Genomic DNA, 22149 nt, shown 5'->3' on the forward strand with positions numbered 1-22149 from the left:
AAATGACTGCCGTGTTTTCACAAAAAGTCGAACGCTCGCGCTCGCTCCTACCGCTATAACATATACGCAAAAGCGCACTTAAGTATGAAACCCTGCCCCTGTTGCAAAGCTTGACACAGGCATTTGTAAATGTACCGTCTGGAAATGATGGCTATTCCCGGTCGACAGGTTTAAATAAAATACTTACTCTATAAGTTCAATGGGCAAAGTAAATTTAAGGATGTCAATAAAGCAAGGATTAACTTGCTTTATTGATACATTTTTAGGCAACAGGCTTTATTACAACACTACTAGTCCAATTTAGTTACTTTCAAATCCGTGAAATGGCCGATAGTACCTGGCCCGATCCACAGACCAACTCCCCCACGAAGGTCCTTTCCCTGTTTCAGATCGTTGACAATCAGTGTAGGCTGAGCCGCACCATTGACGTAAAACTTCGCTGTTTCATCCTTTACCTCAATTTTCACTTTGGTCCATTCACCCGGAACCATATCTGCGTAGGCTTCATACTTCTCGGGCGTTTCTTTCCGCAACTTCTCCCACGGAAAACCCGGCTGGGATACGTACTGCGTGGAGTGATTACGACGAACCTGATCATCGGCGCGTCCGTTCGTCGGACGAATATAGAAGAGCTCCATTTTAGAAGTGTCTGCCGGGACGCGGAACGCAATGCCTACAAAACCCCTTGCGCCACCACCCGAATTCGCACCGGGCTGCCCTGAAATAGTAGCCTCGATGGTGCCATTGTGGAAACTGACTTCTTTCAGCAACGCGAGGGTTTTTTCATTAGCCGGGGGCTTGGGCATTTCCAGTTTTACAGCGGCTTTCTCCTTATAAGTCACCTCGGCGGCAGTAACCTGAAACGGCACGAGACCCGCAGGCTTCAAGGCGATATTTTGTGCTTCCACTGTGGACATTCCACTTGCGAAAAGAGCCAGGGAAAAGCCCAGGACGGTTGTTGCATTTTTTTTCATGGCCATGACGGTGTTTTCGAATGGTTAATAAATTCCTCCCCATTCGAAAACTACTCATTTACCATTACTTTTCCCAGCAGCCCTTTCTGCCCGCTTTTTAATATGGCTGTCGTCGGAAAGCATGCGTTGCACCAGTGCCGGCGGCGTTGCGCCAATTTTCTTCTTATAAGTTTCCAGCGACAACAGCAATGCGCTGGCTTTCTCCGGGTTAGATTTCAAAAGATTGTTCTGTTCACCAATGTCATTTTTGAGATTAAAAAGCAATGTATCTGTGGCCGGCACGATTACCGCGGCGCCGATTTTCACATCTTTTTGTGGTAACCGGATCTTCCAGTCTCCTTTGCGGTAAGCCTCGATGATGCCATTCGAATAGTAGGCAAACTCATCCCCTTTTCTCTTGCCGGTTCCAAACAGTACCGGGCTGATATCCTCGCCGTCGAGCGCCTTTTTGGTTTGTGTTTTCTGGCTGCCTGTCAGGCTGATAATGGTCGGGTAAAAATCGAGCTGCGACGCTAAATCTTCATAAACCGAGCCAGGCTTAATCTTGCCGGGCCAGTAAGCGACCATCGGCACCCGCTGGCCACCCTCGAATGTAGTGCCCTTGCCCTGGCGAAGCGGTCCGGCCGAACCTCCTTCCACGTCGAAGATCAGCCAGGGGCCATTATCGCTGGTGAATACAACCAGCGTGTTTTCTTCCAGTCCATTCTTTTTCAATGCCTTCACTACTTCGCCTACACTCCAGTCGAGCTCCTCGATCACGTCGCCATAAAGCCCTCTCTGAGATTTGCCCTCAAATGCAGGCGAGGCATAAATGGGCACGTGGGGCATGTTATGCGTGACGTAAAGAAAAAATGGCTTATCCTTATTCTGTCCAATAAAGCGGACCGCTTCTTTCGTGTAAGTCTGAGTAATGTATTTCTGATTGACCTTGATACTGTCGACGTCATTACCACGCAGGTACGCCACCCCCATCATGTCGTTGCTGTATGGAATGCCATAGTACTCGTCAAACCCGTTTTGGAGCGGCAGATACTGTCTGTGATGGCCCAAATGCCACTTTCCAAAAATCGCAGTGCGGTAGCCATTACCTTTCAGTGCCTCGGCTATCGTAACTTCTTCGGACGGGATGCCCGTAAAACTCTCCGGGAAAAACACGTGATCGATGCCCATCCGTCGTGGATAGCGCCCGGTAATGAGCGCTGCACGTGTAGGGCTGCATACGGGAGAACTGGAATAAAATGACGTCATTTTCAGTCCCTTGCTCGCCAGGTTATCAATATTCGGCGTGCGGATGTCGGTGGCACCGAACGTGCCGATATCGCCGTAACCGAGGTCGTCGGCCAGGATCACAACGATGTTGGGCTTACCTCCTCGGGGCTGTGCCTGGGTAGTCAGAACTGCAAGTAGCAGCGCGGCGCTCCATAGTAGTTTTTTCATAGCAGGTAATTGCTGATCATTGTTTATCCTTTAGTATTAAACCCACTTTCTCCCGATTCTCCTCTTGTTGTTCTATGACCAGCGATTTCACTGCTCCCCGGAATGGAAAAGTGCCATTGTACCACGACTTGGTAACCGGCGAATTCAAATCCTTCCCCACACTAAATCCGTCCGAAGACGCCGACGCCAGGTACTTGTTTCCATTGGGGACGGATCGTTCTGCCACTTTCTCCTGATTGATAGCCAGCGAGACTTTGTTATCTGTGGTAAATTCAATGCGGACCGTATTTTTTCCCTCTTTCAAAGGTCTTGGTGCTGTGAGCTGTATCTGTTTGACGCCATCATTCAACAGATAATGCAGCTTGTTTTCACCAATGAACAGGCTGCTCCCGCCTAATAACCCTCCATTGGCAAAAATGACACCCTGGGGATTGGTACCCGTTTCAATATCGGCCGTAATGCTGACCGCCCCCTTACCTATATAGACCCTTGTTTTAATGGTCGTACCTTCATAAATCACCGTTTTGGGCCGAATTGCGGGCGGGGCGAGCCCGGCACGAAAGTTTTTCAGCGGATACACATTGTATTTTTGTGCTTCTTCATCAAAAAGCTTTTTCAACGCTTCCAACTTCTCGGGATATTTCGCCGCGAGGTCATTGATCTCGTTCCAATCCTCGTTGATATGGTAGAGCTCCCATTTGTCGCGTTTGAAATCAGCGATAAAATTGATATCGTTGGTATTTTCCCCAAATGTGTTGCGTGGATGGTAAACACTCGCCTTCCAGCCATCGCTGTACATGGCCCTGCCGCCGTGCAGCTCGTAATACTGCCGGGTATGCCGCGAGGCAGCCTCTGCATTGCCAAAAGAGTAGGCCAGCGACGTACCGTGAAATGGCCATTGCTTGTAGCCGTTGATCTCGGCAGGGACCCGAATGCCAGTCAGTTCGATCGTCGTCGGCAAAATATCGGTTACGTGCGCATATTGCGTACGAAGGCCGCCCTTGTCCTGAACACCTTTCGGGTAATGCACGATCAGCGTGGTATGTGACGCGCCTTCGGCATTGACATCGCTTTTCCAGTACCGAAAGGGTGTATTGGTGGGCTGCGACCAGCCGAGCGGATAATTGGGGTAGCTGTACTCCGTCCCGATCTTGTCATACTGCGAGAACAGGAACTTAATATCGTCCCCCGCCGACTTTTCAGCTGTTCCCGTCGTGCCGGTGTAAGTCCCTTCTTTGCTTCCGCCATTGTCACCCACGATTAAGAATATCGCCGTGTTATCCAATTGACCAATTTGTTTCAGGTAGTCCACCACCCTTCCCACTTCATAATCGGTATAGGAAAGGAAACCTGCATACACCTCCATGAACCGCGCGTAAATTTTCTTTTCGTCGGCAGAAAGCGAATCCCACCGCTTGATACCTATCTGACGTGGTGGCAGTTGCGTCCCTTTTGGCACCAGTCCGGATGCCAGCTGCCGCTTGAAAACTTCCTCCCGGTAATGATCCCACCCACCATCGAATTTGCCCTTGTAACGGTCACTCCACTCGCGTGCCACATGATGCGGGGCATGCGCGGCACCAGTGGCTAAGTAGAGGAAAAATGGCTTGTCAGGATCGGCAGATTTCTGATTGGCCACATAAGAGATCGCCTTGTCGGCCAGCAATTGGTTCAAATGCTTTGTATTGGGCTCGATATCGATGGGCGTAGTCTCCTCTACCAGCTGCGGGTGCCATTGGTCGGTAGCGCCGCCAAGAAACCCGTAAAAGTGGTCGAAGCCGCGGCCTGTCGGATAGCGGTTGTAGGGGCCCGCAATGGTGAGGTCGCGCGGCTGGTTGCCGTGCCATTTACCCAAAGCAAAAGTGTTGTAGCCATTTTCCCGGAAAATCTCTGCCACTGTACCTGCCTCGAAGGGAATATTGCCGTTGTAGCCGGGCGCGCCTATTCCTAGCTCTGCATGATGCCCCATCGCGACAGCGTGCGGATTGCGGCCGGTGAGCAGGGACGCACGTGTAGGGCTGCATATCCCGGTAGTATGGAAATTGGTATAACGCAGACCATTATTCGCCAGTTTTTCAAAGTTGGGTGTCTCAATTAACCCGCCAAATGCGGAAGTGGCGCCAAAGCCCACGTCGTCCAGAAGTATCCAGACCACGTTGGGTGCGCCATTAGGTGCCTTGGGCTGTTCCTGCCACCATTGTTCGGTCTCTTCGATCGTTTTTCCGATTTTACCTCTGAAAGGTTGAACCGGATCGTGCTGCGCCAATGTATTCGCAGAAACAGCAGCGCTAAGCAATAACATGCCTAGCCGCTGCCTGGTCAGGGCGGACAATAGTTGTATTTTCATCAATTGAAGGGGAGAAGAAAAACGAACCCGGAAGCAACCATCCGTCGCGCCCGGGTTTATTATTGAACTTATTTTACAGCCTGAAATCTTTCCAATTTCTCTTTCCCGTCAGCGAGGCGCTTGGCATCTGCTTTCAGGTAGCCAAACTGATGAAGGTCTTTATCCGCGTTTACAGCTACCCAGAGCAGAAATTTCTTTGCCTCAGGATTGGAGTTATGCTTGTCAATGGAGAAATGCAGATCAGCCACCGGAACGTTTTTGATCTTTTCGGCTTCCAGCGCACTCAGCACCTGATCGAGATTTTCCAGGGATTTCTCCTCTTTCGATACCCGTCCGTTTCCGTCGAGATCTACCGGGATGATGGTGAGGCCTTCCACCGGCTTTCTGCTCTGAAGGTCATAGGCTAACCCCGGTGTCGTGTAGGTGATGCCGGTCTCGTCTTTTAGAAGTGCTTTGATCAGGTGTTCATCGGCTCCGGCAATGGCCTTACCTTTGATGTTCTGTTGCTCATATCCAAAGTATCTGGCGAAAGTCAACGGCGCTCCCGCTTTTTGCAGACGCGTGTAAATGGTATACTGCGTCGTCAGCGACTTGTCCTTTTCAGCATAAATGTCGTGGAAGAAGATCTGCTTATAACTCTTCTCATTCAGTCCTTCGTCCGCATACTCCTTAGCAAAGACCGATTTGGCGTTCGCTACCGGGATCAATGCGTAGCGTCCGATGGAAATGTACTCGCGCGTTTCTTTCACCTCTTTATCCTGATCGTAGGCCTCAATGAGCAGGTCGTATTTTTGCGGATCGGTAACAGTCCTGGTTTCTATGACGATCTGCGCCTTGGGATTTGCGGCCGTATATTCTTTGATCCACTTATCCACCAACGGATAGGCGAAACGTACGCCGGTAATAATGACTTTGTTGTCGGCCGGGTCCTGTGCAAAAACGGTTGGCAACGCGGCCAAGGAAAGGCCTGCTGCGAGCAGAATGGTCTTAAAATTTTTCATGATGATCAAAAATGGTTGAACTGTAAGGCCGCCCGGAAAGAAAGCGACCCGGTTAAAATGAAGTAACAGGAGAAAATCTTGGTAAATAGGGTCGTACGCCGCCTTCACGACTATCAACAACAGCAACAGTATACGGACACAGGAAAATTGGAAGAGCCCACCAAAGGCACAACTGAACGGTGCGAAGAATAGCGATTCATCGATTTCATGTTTTGAAAAAGATTGTTGACTCGATCCTGCGGGCTGGTGGTTAACCTGCAAAATCTACTAATTTGATAGACAAAGTAAGTTTAAAGAAATTTAAATAACAAGGGATTGATTTGTTTTTCAGTGAAAATGCGTGTACCAGATGGTTTTCGGTCCGGCAGAGGCGAATTTTGTAATCATCTGTATCAAGGGGCATGTCGTTGGAGATTGCCTGCTTTAATGCACTATTTCTCCTGGGGCACATTTTGATGGCCCCGCGTCCTGCGTTCCCCTTTCCTCCCACTCCATTTCTTTAGGTCCTTCCAGATTGTTTCAGGGTACAGGTTCACACCGTAACTGTAATAAAAACCGCTGAACCGTTTACGGAATTCACCCGATGATAATGCATTGCGATAACCGATTTGCGAATTGATCCCAGCCCAGCGAAACGCCCGATATTCGCCGTAAACTCCTACCTGCAAAGGAATAAAGTAATCCCTCCGCGAGCCGGTAGCCAGTCCGTCGAACAGATCACGGAAGCGGGTACTTTCATTTCCGATACCAATCTCCAAGGGGGTGGAAAGCACCCATCGCCTGTTCCTGATGGCAGTGTGCCAATAAGCGAAGTTGACGAAACGTACGTCTGTGGCGGTATAATAGGACAGGTTGAGTGTTCGTGAGAGGATCTTGCGCCAGTTTACCAGCCTGTGTGCCGCGTTGTACCCCAACCAGTAATAACCCGCCGTGATCCGGTTCCGTTTCTCACCATACGTAATACCCGCATTGACCCCGAAAATATTGATGTGCTTGCGCTGAATAAAAGTACCGCGCGTGTCAAAATTAAAGAATAGCTTCGTTTTCCGCGACGCGGTGATCGTGGAGTCTACCTGCGCCCGTACAATGCCCGTTCCGATCGCCAGGGCAACGATCAGGGCAATTTGAATGAATTTGTTAGGGCGCTTGCGTGGTTTCCGAAAACCGTATTTCATCTGGACTTCAAAACAAAACGGCAAGGCCTTGTCGTCGCATTCGCGTCCATAGCTGCCGGGTATTGCACTTAGCAACGCAAAACCGGCCAAAGTAATTTACGGATTAAAAAAATTTAATGCATGCAGATCAATTCACCCGCTTTGTGAGCGCATTCAGCTCATTCTCAGTGGGTGTCTTCGACGGCACTCCGTTGGCTGGGACGTCCATTCCTGCTGCCCAGGCCATGGCATTCAGTACCAGTTTTCTGAAATTATCATTCTGCCAGTTTTTATGGATATGTCCGCCCGTGAACCCAAATCCCCGGCCTCCATCCACCCGCTGAAAAGCCCAGGCAAGCGTTTGCGGTTCTTTTTTCGTGATCACGGCCTCACGCACCGCCGGGTTGTTGGAATGGGTCCCATCGGGACGGTTGAGCGTCGATTCGGGTGGTAATGCCTGCAAAATAGGTGTAACGCCTTTTGCATCGGCCGGAAAGCGCATATGGTAGTACCATTCGTCGGTGATATTGAAAGGTTTCACGCCCCGCGCAACGGGATGATCCGGAAAGCTGGAAAATTGGGCTTCCCAAACGGGGTTCACCGACCAGTTGATCTCGAAATAACCTCCAATCCATTTCAGGAAACGGTTGCCTGATTCACCTGCGGGCACTTCAAGCGCAAAATGCAGATTCACGATGCCGACTCCTCTGGCAACCAATGCGTCGACCTTGGCGGCATGTGGTAATGCCAGATGATCGCCCCCGCCATCGCAATAAAAAACGATAGCATCCGCGTCGTCGAGCACCGATTCGTCCTGTGGCCAGCCATTGTGGACGACCATCGCCTTGACGCCAGGCAGGCTGTCGTTCAGCGCTTTTGCCAGCAGGGTACTTCCTCCCTGATGCTCGTGTTCGCCTTTGCCATGACTGTCCGGGCCGGCTATCAAAACGATTTTCTTGCTGCTACCAGCATTTTTGCCAGCGGATGGCATCGGATTCTGGCCGAATGCCACCAGGCAGCTCAGCAACAAGGCGAATATGAAAGTGTGTTTCCTGTCCATCGCATCTTCGATTGAAGTGTAGGCCCACTCATGGTGAACTTTAAAATTTCTTCGACGGAGATTAAAAAAATCAGGCCATAGGTTACTTCATTGCAAGGCTGATCAGCTCGGCAGTGTTTTTCACATTGGCCTTTTTCATAATGCTGGCGCGCTGGTTAGCGACGGTATTGGAGCTGATGTCAAACTTTTCGGCGATGTCTTTGCTGCTCATGCCTTCTGTGAGGCATTTGAGGATTTGCTGCTCGCGCGGGGTGATGATTTTCCAAATCGATTTCTCTTTGACTTCCTCCCCGGCAGGCTTGCTGTCGGGAACTCGTGCCAGTTGTTTGAGCAAATTTTTGATGATAACCGAAGACGCATACGGAGGAAAATAGAGTTCACCTTTGGCAATGGCCCTGATGGCCCTCAGCATTTCATCGCGACTGGTATCCTTTTCCAGGTAGCCCGAAGCACCATTCAATGCGGAGGAAAGAACATAGTCGGTATTATTATGCATACTGAATACCAGTATTTTGACAGATGGAAACACTGGTACGATTTGCCTGATCACTTCAAGTCCCGGCATTCGAGGCATCGTCAGGTCGAGCAGGATCACATCGGGTTTTACCTTCTCCACCATCTCCCACACTTCGTCGCCATCGGAGGCTTCCCCTGCAATCACCAGGTCGTCCTCGTCTTCCAGGAGCGTAATAATCCCCTGCCTCACCACCGAATGGTCGTCCACTACCAAGATCCTAATGGCCATATGACAGATCAAATAATCAGTAACAAAAACTTACAAATCCACCTGGACGATCAACCTGGTACCACTGTCCACTTTGGAGATAATTTCCATTTCCCCATGGAGCAGGCTGGTGCGTGTACGGATATTTTCCATACCGTTCCGCGTCAGGAATTGACCATCTTCTGACTTCAAATTACTAATTAAAAAACCTTTTCCGTCATCGGCAATTTCCAAAAAGATGCGATTCTTATTTTGTTCCAATTTAATCTTGATCCGATCCGCATTCGCATGCTTCACCGCATTGTTTAATGCTTCCTGCGCAATGCGATAGAGCCCTATCTCGGTAGAATGGCCCAGTGGAATACGGTGCGCATCATCTCCCTCGAAGTCAATCCGGATCCCCGAAACATCCGCAGTTTGCTTGCAGAGCAACTTCAATGCCGATACCAGACCGAAATCACTTAATACCGACGGCATCAGGTTGAAAGAAATCTGGCGGGTGGTCTGGATGATGTCCTGAATGAGGGTAACCAGCTGGTCGAATCTTTTCTGATGCTTTTCGTCCAGAAACTGGACCGATTTCAATTTTTCCGCATGCAGCTTAAGGCCTGTCAGCATTTGTCCGATCCCGTCGTGCAATTCGAGGGCAAATCGTTTGCGCTCCTCCTCCTGGCCTTCGATGAGTGCGCCGGCCCTGATACGATCCTCCGCCAGCTGAAGTTCATATTTTTCCTCTTCCAGGCGTAACAACTCTTTCTGGGTTTCGAGTAACTGGATATTCGCCCCTTTCAGTTTCTGATTGGAAAGCTGCAGTGCATCTTCCGACTCGGTCAGCATATGTACGACCCGTCGGGTGGTATTAACGACGGGCCGGAAAATCAGCAATCCTTCGGCGATCAGCACGAGGATGGTCATCAGGTCGAGGATCCATTCAATGCGTTCCAGGTTTTCCAGCCGCTCAAAACTCTCTTTATCAAACTGGAAAACGATACGGTCCATTTTGGCCAGAAAGCGCGGTTCGTTTTCAAGTACCTGCCCCAATGCAACGCGCCGGTCGTCCGGTGCGGCCGAATCGCTGGCGACAATCTGAAAATTACTGTAAATGCGATCGAAGATCGGTGCCAGATCACGAAACATCGTATCCAACGGTTGGCTTTTCCAGGTCACAAATCCATTATCAACCGGAAGCTTCCTGTTTGTCAGATATTCATGGCTGCCATTCCAGAGTTCCAGCAGGGCGTCGAAACTGGCCGAATCACGGTGTTCGATCCCGTTCACTTTCAGCAACGCCAGTTTGGTAAGCCGTTGGCTCAGCATCCGCTGACGTCCGGCCACATTCACCACCCGGCTATCGTGGTTAAGACTACTGATTGTCCGCCTGATGAGAAACAACCCACTGACTGTCAGCATAGCTACTACAAAAAGGGCCACCACATAAAAACGTGTCAGGCTGCCCGCTACGCGTTTGTCAAGTCTCTCCATGTGCTCTGGACCCCGGAGTGGAAGCTCCGGGGTAAAAAAGTTTGATGTAGTTGGTGTTTTCACCAACTACCAGGGTTACAATCCGACGTAAACCCGGTTTTCTTTTACCATCACCGGAAACGTGCTGATCTGGTATTCATCGCCATTCAAACACTGTCCGGTTTGCAATGAAAAGGTTTTTTTGTGAAAAGGACAAGCAACTTTCGGTTCATCTTCCTGGCTGCCGATCATTCCGCGCGAAATGGCCATCTGCTGGCGGTGCGGACATTGATTGTCGGTGGCATACCACTCGCCCCTGCGGGTAAAATTAAAGATGGCGATCTGCCTGCCGCTGATGAATGCGCAACCGCCTCCGTCCTCGGGGATGTCGTCGACATAACAAGCCATGTGCCAGATTACTTTGTTGATTGTGTCTGTGATCGTTTCCATGTTTTCTTTGTCTTTCTCCAGGGGTTAAAACCCCTGGTTATGGTTAAAACCCCTGGTTATGGTATACTCTTTTTTTTCTTTATCCGCGGATTTATGCCCATTCGGCGGCACGCTTTTGCTCGCGCATGCCTTCGAATGTGATATTTGGGTCTTTAATGGGGGTGTTCACGAAATGTGTGAAACGCTTGCGCAACTCGGGGCTTTCCACCACTTCGCGCCACTCGCATTTATAAACGTCGATCAGGTTCTGCATATCCTTTTCCAACTCTTCGCAAATTCCCAGCACATCGTCCACCACTACTGCTTTCAGGTAGTTCATGCCGCCTTCCATTTTGTTGAGCCAGGTAGCGGTGCGCGTCAGCGGATCGGCTGTTTTGATGTAAAACATCAGGAAACGGTCAATCAGACGCAGGCAGGTTTCCTTATCTACGTCACTGGCCAGCAGCTGCGCATGCTGCGGCTTCGCTCCGCCATTTCCGCAAACGAACAGGTTCCAGCCTTTTTCAGTAGCAATAATGCCAAAGTCTTTGCTTTGCGCTTCCGCACATTCCCGCACGCAACCGGAAACCGCGGATTTAAGCTTATGCGGCGAACGTAACCCTTTATAACGGTCTTCCACTTCTATGGCAAAGCTCACGGAATCCTGCACACCAAAACGGCACCAGGTAGATCCTACACAGCTCTTCACTGTCCTCAATGATTTGCCGTATGCATGGCCACTTTCAAAACCGGCATCGATCAGCTCCTCCCAGATCGCAGGAAGGTCACCCAGGTGCGCACCGAAGAGATCGATCCGCTGGCCCCCTGTAATTTTGGTATACAACCCATATTTCTGGGCAACCTGACCGATTACGATCAGTTTTTCCGGCGTGATCTCACCGCCGGGAATCCGTGGCACTACCGAATAGGTTCCCCCCTTCTGGATATTAGCCAGGTAGCGGTCGTTCGAATCCTGCGCAACGGCGCGGTCTTTGGCCAGAATATTTTCGTTCCATAAACTCGCCAGCACCGAAGCAACCAACGGTTTGCATACCTCGCAGCCATCGCCCTTTCCGAAATGGTCGAGCACAGAGCCGTAAGTCCGCAGCCCGTTCATTTTCACGAGATCGAGCAGTTCCTGGCGCGAATAGTCGAAATGCTCGCAAACTACATTCCGGACATACACCCCTTTTTCCTTCATCACACCGGCAATGAGGTCTTTCACCATCGGCACACAGCCGCCACAACCGGTTCCGGCCTTGCACGACTTCTTCAATGCGTCGACCGTATTGCATCCGTTTTCACTTACATCGTGACAGATCATGCCCTTCGTCACCGCCTCGCACGAGCAGATCAGCGCGTCGTCGGGCAGGCTCATCACACCCGCACCCGCTTCCTCTTCCCCGCGTGAACCGAGGATCAGATCCTCTGAATCGGGCGGGAGAATGGTTTTGTTCTTACAGGTTTGCAGCAACATATTGTATTGCTCCGCGTCGCCTACCAGGATTCCGCCCAATAGCGTTTTGCCGTCGGTACTTACATTGATGCGCTTATAAACTCCTTTGGCTTTATTTTCATAACGAATAGTCCTGCATGCAGGCTCCTCCACGAAAGGATCGCCAAAGCTGGCCACATCGGTACCGATCAGTTTGAGCTTGGTCGACATATCAAACGGCAAGAACTCTTTTTCTCCGCCAATCAGCTGCGTCGCAACGACATCGGCCATCTCATAGCCCGGCGCAACCAGACCATAAATCATATGATGTGCCAATGCGCACTCCCCGATCGCAAAAATCGCGGGGTCAGAGGTCTGCAATTGGTTATTGACCACAATTCCACCGCGTGGGTGCGTCTCAAGACCGGCCACACGGGCGAGCTCATCGCGCGGGCGGATACCTGCCGAAATCACGAGCATATCCACATCCAGAAAAGAATTATCGGCAAACTGCATCCCTTCGATCTGGTCGCCGCCTATAATTTCCTGTGTGCTTTTCGACAAATGGATCTGAAGGCCGAGACTTTCCAGCTGACTTTGCAACATCCTTGAACCGGCATCATCTATTTGTCTCGGCATCAGTCTTGTCGCAAACTCAACGACGTGTGCCTCCTGTAAGCCCAGATCTAGCAACGCCTTAGCTGCCTCCAACCCGAGTAATCCACCTCCCAGCACTGCACCTTTTTTGGCCTTCCGCGCATGCGACTGGATCATTTCCAGATCTTCGATCGTCCTGTACACAAACACTCCTTCTTTTTCAACACCCGGAATGGACGGCACAAAAGCGCCTGAACCCGTAGCCAGCACCAGGTAGTCATAATATACTACATGACCATGGTGAGATCTCACCAGTTTTTCCTCCCTGTCGATATCCACCACCGGATCCGAAAGAAACAGCCTGATCTCGTTTTCCGAATACCAGTCGGCTCCCGCGAGCGTCAGGTCCTCCGCAGCCTTACCAGCAAAAAACTCACTCAAATGTACCCTATCATAGGCCACGCGCGGCTCTTCACCAAACACAGTTAGCGTCAACTGCTGATCACTTTTTTTCTTGGCCAGCAACTTTTCACAGAATTTGTAGCCCACCATTCCATTGCCCACTACAACGATCCGGATGTTTGAAACAGTTTTCATAGTAAATAATAACTATTAATTTGTAAAAACATTATTATTTTATTGTACTATTTTTATATTATCGTCTTATTATCATTTTTTCGATGAGTCAAAAGTAAATCGTGTTTATTCAATTTCCTAATTTTATATTCGTAAATATGGTTAAAATCAAACATAAATTTTGGCAAAATGATTGTTTTATAAAATTTCAATAGTAAATTTGAACCAACAATTAGCATAGTTACAAAATACTACATATAGTACATTTCCAATATTCACCCTATTATATATAAGAGATGGAAGCTAAACTGACACTGGTAGGCGCAGGCCCGGGAGATGCCGAACTGATCACATTAAAGGGGATTCGCGCGCTGCAAACCGCGGATGTGGTTTTGTACGACGAGCTCGCCAATGCCACGTTCCTGGAATTCGCCCCGGCTCACGCGTTGAAAATGTACGTGGGCAAAAAGGCGGGTAACCCTTCATTCTCGCAGGAAGAGATCAATGGCCTGATCGTCCGCCTGGCACGTAAGCGTGGTCATGTGGTGAGGCTCAAAGGAGGCGACCCTTTTGTTTTCGGTCGCGGACATGAGGAAATGGATTACGCCGGCGACCATGGCATTCCATGTGAAGTAGTACCCGGTATTTCCAGCAGCATCGCCGTTCCCGCCTCATTAGGGATTCCCGTAACCCGACGCGGCGTCAGCGAAAGCTTCTGGGTCATTACCGGTACCACGCAGGCCGGCGAACTATCGGACGACCTGCGCCTGGCCGCACAGTCCAGAGCCACGGTTATCGTCCTGATGGGCATGAGCAAACTGGAAGAGATTTGCGCACTATACAAACACTTCGGCCGGGGACACCTGCCCATGGCTGTCATACAAAACGGTACCCGGCCGAACGAAAAAAGCATTGTCGGGCAGGTATGGGAAATGCCCAGACTGGCACGCGAAGAAGGGATCGGCACACCTGCGATCATGGTTATGGGCGAAGTGGTTGCTCTGAGCCCCTCCTACGCAATGGAATACCTGCAAAGCATGCAAATGGCATTCTGAAATCCCCGCATTTCAACCTAAACGATCATAGAAATGAGAAAAGCTGTTTACCTCTTTTTGCTGGGTATTACCGGGGTTGGCCTGCTGGCCCCCACGCGAACGAATGCCCAATTCAGCCTTACGGGACAGTTAAGAACCCGGACGGAGTTGCTTGACGGACAAGGAAATATGCTTTCCAAAGGAGAAAAACCGGCCTTTTTCACCTCCCAGCGAACCCGGCTCAATGCGGGTTACAAAGGTTACAGGACGCAGTTTTTTGTAGCGGTGCAGGATGTGCGGGTTTGGGGACAGGACGCCTCTACCAACAATCGCATCACCAATTCGGCCATGAATGGACTCATGCTGCACGAGGCCTGGGGCGAGATAAGCCTGCTAGACACCAATCAGACCAAACTCGGGAAGGAATTTGCATTGAAGGTGGGCCGCCAGGAGCTGCTCTACGACGACAGCCGCGTACTCGGCAATCTCGACTGGCTGCAACAGGCACGACGACACGATGCCGCGCTGATCAAGTACGGCAACAATGGTTTCACTGCCCATCTGGGTTTTGCGTATAACCAAAACCGTGAGCTAAAAACCGGCACTTTATACGATGGCGTGCCTGTGGGTTACCCGGCCGGAACGAACGGGATCGGAACCATGTACAAATCGCTTCAGTTCCTCTACCTGGGTAAAAAGCTGAAACAGGGCACCGCTTCTTTCCTCGTTGTAAAAGATGATTTTCAGAAATACACAACAGATACTACCGGTGCGAAGAAACTGGCCAATGGCTCCTGGGGACGGGTGACAATGGGCCCCTACCTTCAGACCAGGATCGGTAAAGGCTGGACCCTGACCGCCAATGCTTATTATCAGACAGGTAAAGACAAGGATGGTCGCTCTCTAAGCGCCTACATGTATTCTGTCCGGGGGTTGTATGCGCTGAGCCGTGCATTTTCCATTGGTCCCGGCTTTGACTACACCTCCGGTACAGCTACCGGTTCACGCAAAAACCACACGTTCGATCCGCTCTATGGTACACCACACAAGTTCTGGGGCCAAATGGACTATTTCTATGCTGCCAATGGCTTTGGTAAAGGCGGCCTGGCTGACTTTTATGTGAACACGACAATCAAGGCCTCAGAAAGGCTTTCCGTCCAGGCAGACCTGCATCAGTTTTCGACTGCCGCAGAAATCAGGGACACAGGTGATAACAAGAAGCTTTCTTCCAACTTCGGCAACGAGCTCGACATTATCGCCAATTATAATCTGACCAAAAACATCAGTTTCCAGGGCGGTTATTGCACTTTCCTGTCCACCAGTAGCCTGGCGCAGGTGAAAGGCATCAAAAACCCGCAGAAAATGTCCAACTGGGCTTACCTGATGATCAATATCAAACCTGAATTTTTGAAATAAGCTTCTGTCACAACCATTAATCTCAAAACTCTTATTACTATGGAAACGACCAATAAGCCGCTTGAAAAATTGAACATATTCAGCTTCAAAGGTGTACAGATGCGTACTTTCCATCTCACCTGGATGGCTTTCTTTCTCTGCTTTTTCGGATGGTTCGGACTCGCGCCGTTGATGACCGTCGTCAAAACGGACCTCGGCCTGACCAAAGGCCAGATTGGCAACATCATCATCGCCTCCGTAGCAGCTACCGTCATTGCCCGCATCGCAATCGGTAAACTTTGCGACTCGTGGGGTCCCCGCAAAACCTATACCGCACTGATGGGTATCTGTTCCATTCCGGTCATGACCGTCGGACTGGTTCATTCCTATGAAGGTTTTTTACTGTTCCGCCTTGCCATCGGCGTGATCGGCGCATCATTTGTTGTCACACAATACCACACATCCGTGATGTTCGACAAGAAGATCATCGGTACCGCCAATGCGGTGGCCGGCGGCTGGGGTAACCTCGGCGGCGGGATCACCAACATGGTGATGCCTCTCATCTTCGCCGGATTCGTTGGCGCGGGTTACCTGCCCGAATCGGCCTGGAGAATCGCCATGGTGATTCCCGGAGCCGCTCTGCTGATCTTTGCTTTTGTTTACTACTTCTTTACCAAAGATACCCCTGCAGGAAACTTCGAGGAACTAGCCATCGCAAATCCTAAGGCAGTGAAAACAAAGGGCACACTAGGCATCGCAATGCGCGATCCACGCACCTGGGCACTATTCCTGGCTTACGGCGCCTGCTTCGGAATCGAGATCACATTCGACAATGTGGCTGCATTGTATTTCTTCGAAAACTTCGATACATCCCTGGCTACAGCCGGCATTCTGGCTGGCACGTTCGGATTTATGAATATTTTTGCCCGCGCTGTGGGAGGCATCGTTGCGGATAAGGTTGGCAACAAATATGGCATGCTTGGAAAAGGCCGCCTGCTGGCGCTGTTGCTCGTCCTGGAAGGAATCGGGATTGCCATGTTCGCGCAAAGCGGCAGCATTGTCGGTGCAGTAATTACCATGCTGTGCTTCGCCATGTTCCTGAAAATGGCTAATGGAGCTACCTATGCAATTGTTCCCTTTATCAACCAGAAAGCGATCGGTTCCGTGAGCGGGATCGTAGGTGCGGGCGGTAACGTGGGCGCAGTACTCGCTGGTTTCCTGTTTAAATCCAGCTCGATCTCCTACTCACAAGCATTCATGTACATAGGCGTAGCCATCGCCTGCATCGCGGCCATCGTCGCATTGATCAATTTCGAAAAAACACAAACCGTTACCGCCGAAAGCGGACAACTGGAACCCGCGGAGGTCAAAGCATAATCCCTTTCCCAACAGCCGAAGCCACCGAATGGGCTCTTGTTTATAGCCACCGGGATGCTCCTCCGAACCACAATCATTCAATTCAATCATTTTACCCATTGCCATGAACTCAGCAACAAACTCCTACAAATCGACCTGCTGCTACTGCGGTGTGGGCTGCGGGGTCGTGGTGACGAAGGAAAGTAATGGCCAACTGAGCCTGGAGGGCGATAAGGAGCACCCATCCAACAAGGGGATGCTCTGCTCCAAGGGAATGAACCTGCACTATACAGTGATGGACCAGTCGGACCGTCTGCTGTACCCGCAGATGCGGCTGAACCGCTCGATGCCGCTCCAAAAGGCAAGCTGGGACGAAGCATTGGAAAGGGCGGCTACGGTTTTCAAAACACTAATCAAAAAGTTCGGACCGGATTCCGTGGCATTCTATGTCTCCGGACAATGTCTGACCGAAGAATACTACCTGGTCAACAAGCTTATCAAGGGCTTTATCGGATCCAATAACATCGACACCAACTCCCGTCTGTGCATGAGTTCGGCGGTGGTCGGTTACAAGTTGGCACTGGGCGAGGACAGCGTGCCGGTTTGCTATGATGATATCGAGGCGGCCGATGTCATGTTTGTGACCGGCGCGAACCCTGCCTGGTGCCATCCCATAATCTGGAGACGTGTAGAGGCACATAAAAATGCCAGCCCGGACATCAAGATCATTTGCGTAGACCCGCGACGCACCGATACGGCGCGTTCTTCGGACCTGCATCTCCAGATTCGTCCGGGAACCGACATTGTACTCAATAACGCGATCGGAAGATTGCTGATCGAAAATGACCATGTCGATACGCAGTTTATCAGCGATCACACCGACGGGTTTGAATCATTCCGGCTGAGGGTAATGCAGCGCACTGTCGCGGAAGCCGCCGAAATATGCGGTGTCGCTTCCGCCGACATTGCCTTGGCGGCCGAATGGATCGGCCAGGCCAAAGGGTTCCTTTCACTCTGGACCATGGGGCTGAATCAGTCGGTGATCGGAGTCAACAAAAATCTCTCGCTGATCAACCTGCATTTAATTACCGGCAAGATCGGCAAACCTGGTAACGGCCCTTTCTCGCTCACGGGTCAGCCGAATGCAATGGGCGGGCGCGAAACCGGCGGGCTTGCCAATATCCTGCCTGGTCACCGCGAAGTGGTGAATCCCGCACATCGCGAAGAAATGGAGCAATTCTGGAACACACCCGTCCGGATTGCCGACAAACCGGGTTTAACGGCTACCGAAATGTTCGAAGCACTGGCAGATGACCGCCTGAAAGCGATCTGGATCATCAATACCAATCCACTGGTGAGCATGCCGGACATCAATACCGTGGAAAGCGCATTAAAAAAGTCCCGTTTCGTTGTGGTTCAGGATGTTTCCAGCCGCGCCGACACCGTACACTTCGCCGATGTGGTGCTGCCGGCGGCCGCGTGGCTGGAAAAGGACGGCACCATGACCAACGCCGAAAGACGCATTACCTATCTCCCCAAAGTACTCGATGCACCGGGCGAAGCCTTGCCGGATTCGGAAATCCTCTGGCGCTTCGCACAAAAAATGGGCTTTGGTGAGGCTTTTGATTACAAAACTACTTCGGAAGTCTACGACGAATACACAAAGGTGACAGCGGGAACGAGTATAGATGTCACGGGCGTAAATCACGCATTATTGCAAGAACGCAGGAGCGTACAATGGCCATTGTCTGCGAACAGCGGTCGACTATCGGCCCCCTCAACTGAATCCGTAGGAACCAAACGTCTTTTCACCGACCATCAATTCTACACACCCAACAAAAGAGCTCAGATCCACTCCCTCAGCGACGAAAACGCATCTGAACCCACAACCCCTCAATTTCCGCTGGTTTTAACGAGTGGTAGGATAAGAGACCAGTGGCACACGATGACCAAAACCGGCCGGGTGGCGAAGCTGAACAAGCACATCCCCCAGCCTTTCCTGCAAATCCATCCAGACGACGCCCGCCAAAGGGGCATTAAGGAAGGCAGTCTGGTGGAAGTAAGAAGCCGCCGCGGGGAGGTACGCGTGAAGGCACAACTAAGCGAGGATGTGCGGGCAGGGTTATGTTTCCTCCCAATGCACTGGGGCAAGATCCTCGGCAGCAATCTCGTTCGCGCCAATAATGTAACCAATGCCTTGGTGGACCCGAAATCCAAGGAACCCGACTTCAAGTTCTCCGCCGTCCAGGTCAGTTTATATCAAAAACCGGTTGAAAAAATCATCATCATCGGTGCGGGTTCAGCCGGGTTAGGTTTTATCAATAGTTATCGCGCCCTGAATGCGGAGGATGAGATCCATGTCTTTTCCAAAGAAATATACCCTTTTTACAACCGGGTCATGCTGCCGGATTATATCAGCGGCTCGCAGACCTGGGAACAACTGGTAAAGCTGCGCGAAGAACAGTTTGCAGAAAACGCCATTACCGTGCATAAAGGCGTGAGCATCCTGCATATCGACCGGAAAAACAAAACCGTGATCGACAGCAACGGACAGGAGCATGCCTACGATAAGCTCATCCTGGGCATGGGCAGCCGGGCATTTATGCCCAAAGGTGTCCCGAATCTCCCGGGGATCTTCAATATGCGCTCACGGCTCGACGCGGATTCGCTGCTGCCATTCCTGAAACAACCCGACCCCCATGCGGTGATCGTCGGGGGCGGTATTCTGGGGTTGGAGCTGGCGGCTTCATTCCGCGAGATGAATGTCAAAGTGAGTGTCATCCAGCGCAGCGGCCGCTTTATGGAACGTCAGCTCGACCCATTGGGCAGCGAACTGCTCTATAAAGAGCTCATGGACAGAGGTATTGAAACTTATTTCAATGATGAGGTAGCTACCTTCTCGGGATCGGATACCGTGGAGGGAATCAGGCTGAAATCGGGGCGGAAAATCCAGTGCCAGGTGGTTGTACTGGCCATTGGAACCGTCCCGACCATCGAACTGGCACAGGAAGCCGGCCTCGAATGCAAGCGTGGCGTGATGGTGAACGACTATATGCAAACTTCCGACGAGGCCATTTATGCGGCTGGCGAAATTGCAGAATGGAACGGTCAGATGTGGGGCATCACCCTGGCGGCCGAGCAGCAGGCCGAAGTGATCGCACAATATCTCGCCGGGGACATTTCACAACCCTACAAAGGCAGCACATCGATGAACATCCTTAAAATGGAAGGCCTGCATTTGTGCAGTATCGGCATGACGGAAGTTCCGGCCAACGATGCGGCGTATGAGCAGATCGTGTTTATCGATCAATCGAAAAGATATTACAAAAAATGCATCGTGTACCGCGACAAGCTGGTGGGTGCAATCCTGATCGGCGACAAAAACGAATTTCTGGAGTTCCGTGACCTGATCGCGAATGGCATAGAACTTTCCGAAAAACGGTTGCAGCTTTTGCGCGCCAGCCAGAAGGCCGATCCGATGGTAGGCAAACTCGTATGCTCTTGCAACAATGTAGGCCAGGGCAATCTCGAAAAGGTCATTACCGGCGGTTGCAGCGATTTCCAGAAACTCTGCCAGACGACCGGCGCGGGAACGGGCTGTGGCTCCTGTCGGCCGGAGGTACGATCGATACTTGAAAAAATGCTTGAATCCACTCTCGTTGCGGGATAAACCAGCCGAAATCATGCGCGACTACTATCACATCAAGATCAACCTGCCGGGCGGCATTGCGTCACCGGGCCACCTGAAAGACATCCTTTCGGCAGCGTGGAACGCGAATGTCAGAAATGTGCGTTTTGGATCCAGGCAGCAGATGCTGATGACCGTGCACTACGAGGATATGCGGTTTCTGGAAAGCGATTTCAAGAAACTGGGTATACTGTACGAGGTCAATACCGACCGGCGGCCCAATATGGTGAGTTCCTACTGCGGCGAAGAGGTGTTCCGGACCGGGCAATGGCTCAATGCGAACGAATACCATTCCGTACTGGATAGTTTTGATTTCGAACCGGGCTTCCAACCAGGTCTGAAAATCAATATTTCCGATTCAAATCAAAGCTTTACGCCCTTTTTTACCGGAAATCTCAACTTTATTTCTTCTCCGGAGCCGCATTTCTGGTATTTATATGTCAGACTGAAACAGACCAACATTGTTTTCAGGTGGGACGACCTGGTTTACACGGACGAGATCGGCCGTCTCTCGAAGATCCTGGAAGAATGCATGCTCGAAGACGGGATTAACGAAGAAGCCGCATTGAAATCGGTGGTGGCCGAACGGGTACGGTTCGTTTCTCAGCCGGTACAGCAAGAACTCGAACTACCTTCGTTTTCCCTGCCTTACTATGAAGGCTTTAATCGCTATGAATCAAGGACCTGGCTTGGGCTTTACCGGCGCGACGAAGAATTCCCGATCGAGTTTTTGCTCGATATCTGCGAATTATGCCTGAAAACGCGCATCGGGGAGATCTGCGCTACACCCTGGAAATCATTGGTTATTAAAAACATACAAGACCAGCATCGCGAAGCATGGAGCAATGTCCTTGGAAAACACAATATCAATGTCCGCCATGCAGCCAACGAGCTCGCGTGGCAAACCGAGGACCACAATGCCGACGGCGCGGAGCTCAAAAACCAGCTGATCCGGTATTTCTCCAAAAATGACACCCGTACATTCGGGCTCTGTTTCGGCATACAAACCCGGCCTAAATCAGAGGTCTTCGGCTCCATACTGATCCGAAAAAGACCATTACTGCGAATCGGACAACTGCCGGTTTTCAGCGTGTACGATCTTTATTACACTGAAAATTTCAACCCCAACAGCCGCATTCAATTGCCATTTGAAAAGGGGTTGTTCAAAATACATTTGCCTGCTCAACTGGAACGTCTTTGCAGGCGGTTTAACAATCAGCGATCCAGGGATACTCTGAAAACTATGCTGTCCGAGCCCGACGAAACGAAAGCGACTGTCAAAACGGCGAAGATTGTCCACCAATGCCCTGATTGCCTGACTGTTTATGACCCCGAGTATGGCGACATCCTCGGCGACATCCCGCCAGGGACCGCCTTCGAAGACCTTCCCGCCGGCTATTCCTGTGCCACTTGTGACAGCGGCAAAGCCATATTCGTACCCGTGGAGTTAACCAGATCATCACACCTTGAACCTGTCTGAC

General features: G+C 50.9%; 15 protein-coding genes. 5 read left to right on the top strand and 10 right to left on the bottom strand.

Annotated elements, in window-relative coordinates:
* Positions 1-290 precede the first annotated feature (290 nt).
* The 10 genes from BP71_RS08895 to nirB all read right to left on the bottom strand — a co-directional run bounded on the left by BP71_RS08895 (position 291) and on the right by nirB (position 13216).
* Complete coding sequence (locus BP71_RS08895; RefSeq protein WP_496378230.1) at positions 291-974, bottom strand: LamG domain-containing protein; 684 nt, start codon at positions 972-974, stop codon at positions 291-293.
* A 54-nt stretch (positions 975-1028) separates the two neighbouring features.
* Positions 1029-2411 (bottom strand): sulfatase family protein, encoded by a 1383-nt coding sequence (locus BP71_RS08900; protein WP_496378232.1) that lies wholly within the window; start codon positions 2409-2411, stop codon positions 1029-1031.
* A 16-nt stretch (positions 2412-2427) separates the two neighbouring features.
* A complete protein-coding gene (locus tag BP71_RS08905; RefSeq protein WP_496378233.1) occupies positions 2428-4758 on the bottom strand; it encodes a sulfatase-like hydrolase/transferase in 2331 nt (776 codons plus the stop codon).
* Positions 4759-4826: 68 nt separating this feature from the next.
* Positions 4827-5759 (bottom strand): hypothetical protein, encoded by a 933-nt coding sequence (locus BP71_RS08910; protein WP_496378235.1) that lies wholly within the window; start codon positions 5757-5759, stop codon positions 4827-4829.
* A 431-nt stretch (positions 5760-6190) separates the two neighbouring features.
* The gene (locus tag BP71_RS08915; protein ID WP_496378237.1) at positions 6191-7024 is read right to left on the bottom strand and encodes a hypothetical protein; all 834 of its coding nucleotides are present in this window, start codon (positions 7022-7024) and stop codon (positions 6191-6193) included.
* A 37-nt stretch (positions 7025-7061) separates the two neighbouring features.
* Positions 7062-7973, bottom strand: a complete 912-nt coding sequence (locus BP71_RS08920; RefSeq protein WP_496378238.1) for a ThuA domain-containing protein — start codon at positions 7971-7973, stop codon at positions 7062-7064.
* 82 nt (positions 7974-8055) lie between these two features.
* The gene (locus BP71_RS08925; RefSeq protein WP_496378240.1) at positions 8056-8718 is read right to left on the bottom strand and encodes a response regulator transcription factor; all 663 of its coding nucleotides are present in this window, start codon (positions 8716-8718) and stop codon (positions 8056-8058) included.
* A 30-nt stretch (positions 8719-8748) separates the two neighbouring features.
* Positions 8749-10179, bottom strand: coding sequence for an ATP-binding protein (locus BP71_RS08930; RefSeq protein ID WP_496378242.1), 1431 nt, complete (start codon positions 10177-10179; stop codon positions 8749-8751).
* Between the two features lie 75 nt (positions 10180-10254).
* Entirely contained in the window at positions 10255-10608 is a 354-nt protein-coding gene (nirD, locus tag BP71_RS08935) for a nitrite reductase small subunit NirD (protein WP_496378244.1), read from the bottom strand.
* A 91-nt stretch (positions 10609-10699) separates the two neighbouring features.
* Entirely contained in the window at positions 10700-13216 is a 2517-nt protein-coding gene (gene nirB, locus BP71_RS08940) for a nitrite reductase large subunit NirB (RefSeq protein ID WP_496378246.1), read from the bottom strand.
* Between the two features lie 275 nt (positions 13217-13491).
* Here nirB and cobA point away from each other — a divergent pair, with 275 nt between their 5' ends.
* The 5 genes from cobA (at position 13492) to BP71_RS08965 (ending at position 22148) form a co-directional block, all read left to right on the top strand.
* Complete coding sequence (cobA, locus tag BP71_RS08945) at positions 13492-14250, top strand: uroporphyrinogen-III C-methyltransferase (RefSeq protein ID WP_496378248.1); 759 nt, start codon at positions 13492-13494, stop codon at positions 14248-14250.
* A gap of 33 nt (positions 14251-14283) precedes the next feature.
* Positions 14284-15645, top strand: coding sequence for an alginate export family protein (locus tag BP71_RS08950; protein ID WP_496378250.1), 1362 nt, complete (start codon positions 14284-14286; stop codon positions 15643-15645).
* 39 nt (positions 15646-15684) lie between these two features.
* The gene (locus BP71_RS08955; RefSeq protein ID WP_496378252.1) at positions 15685-17001 is read left to right on the top strand and encodes an MFS transporter; all 1317 of its coding nucleotides are present in this window, start codon (positions 15685-15687) and stop codon (positions 16999-17001) included.
* Positions 17002-17104: 103 nt separating this feature from the next.
* On the top strand, positions 17105-20650 hold the full coding sequence (locus BP71_RS08960; protein ID WP_496378254.1) for a molybdopterin-dependent oxidoreductase: 3546 nt from the start codon (positions 17105-17107) through the stop codon (positions 20648-20650).
* Positions 20651-20663: 13 nt separating this feature from the next.
* The gene (locus tag BP71_RS08965) at positions 20664-22148 is read left to right on the top strand and encodes a rubredoxin (RefSeq protein WP_496378256.1); all 1485 of its coding nucleotides are present in this window, start codon (positions 20664-20666) and stop codon (positions 22146-22148) included.
* Position 22149 lies beyond the last annotated feature (1 nt).

Source organism: Dyadobacter ginsengisoli DSM 21015, from assembly GCF_059568735.1.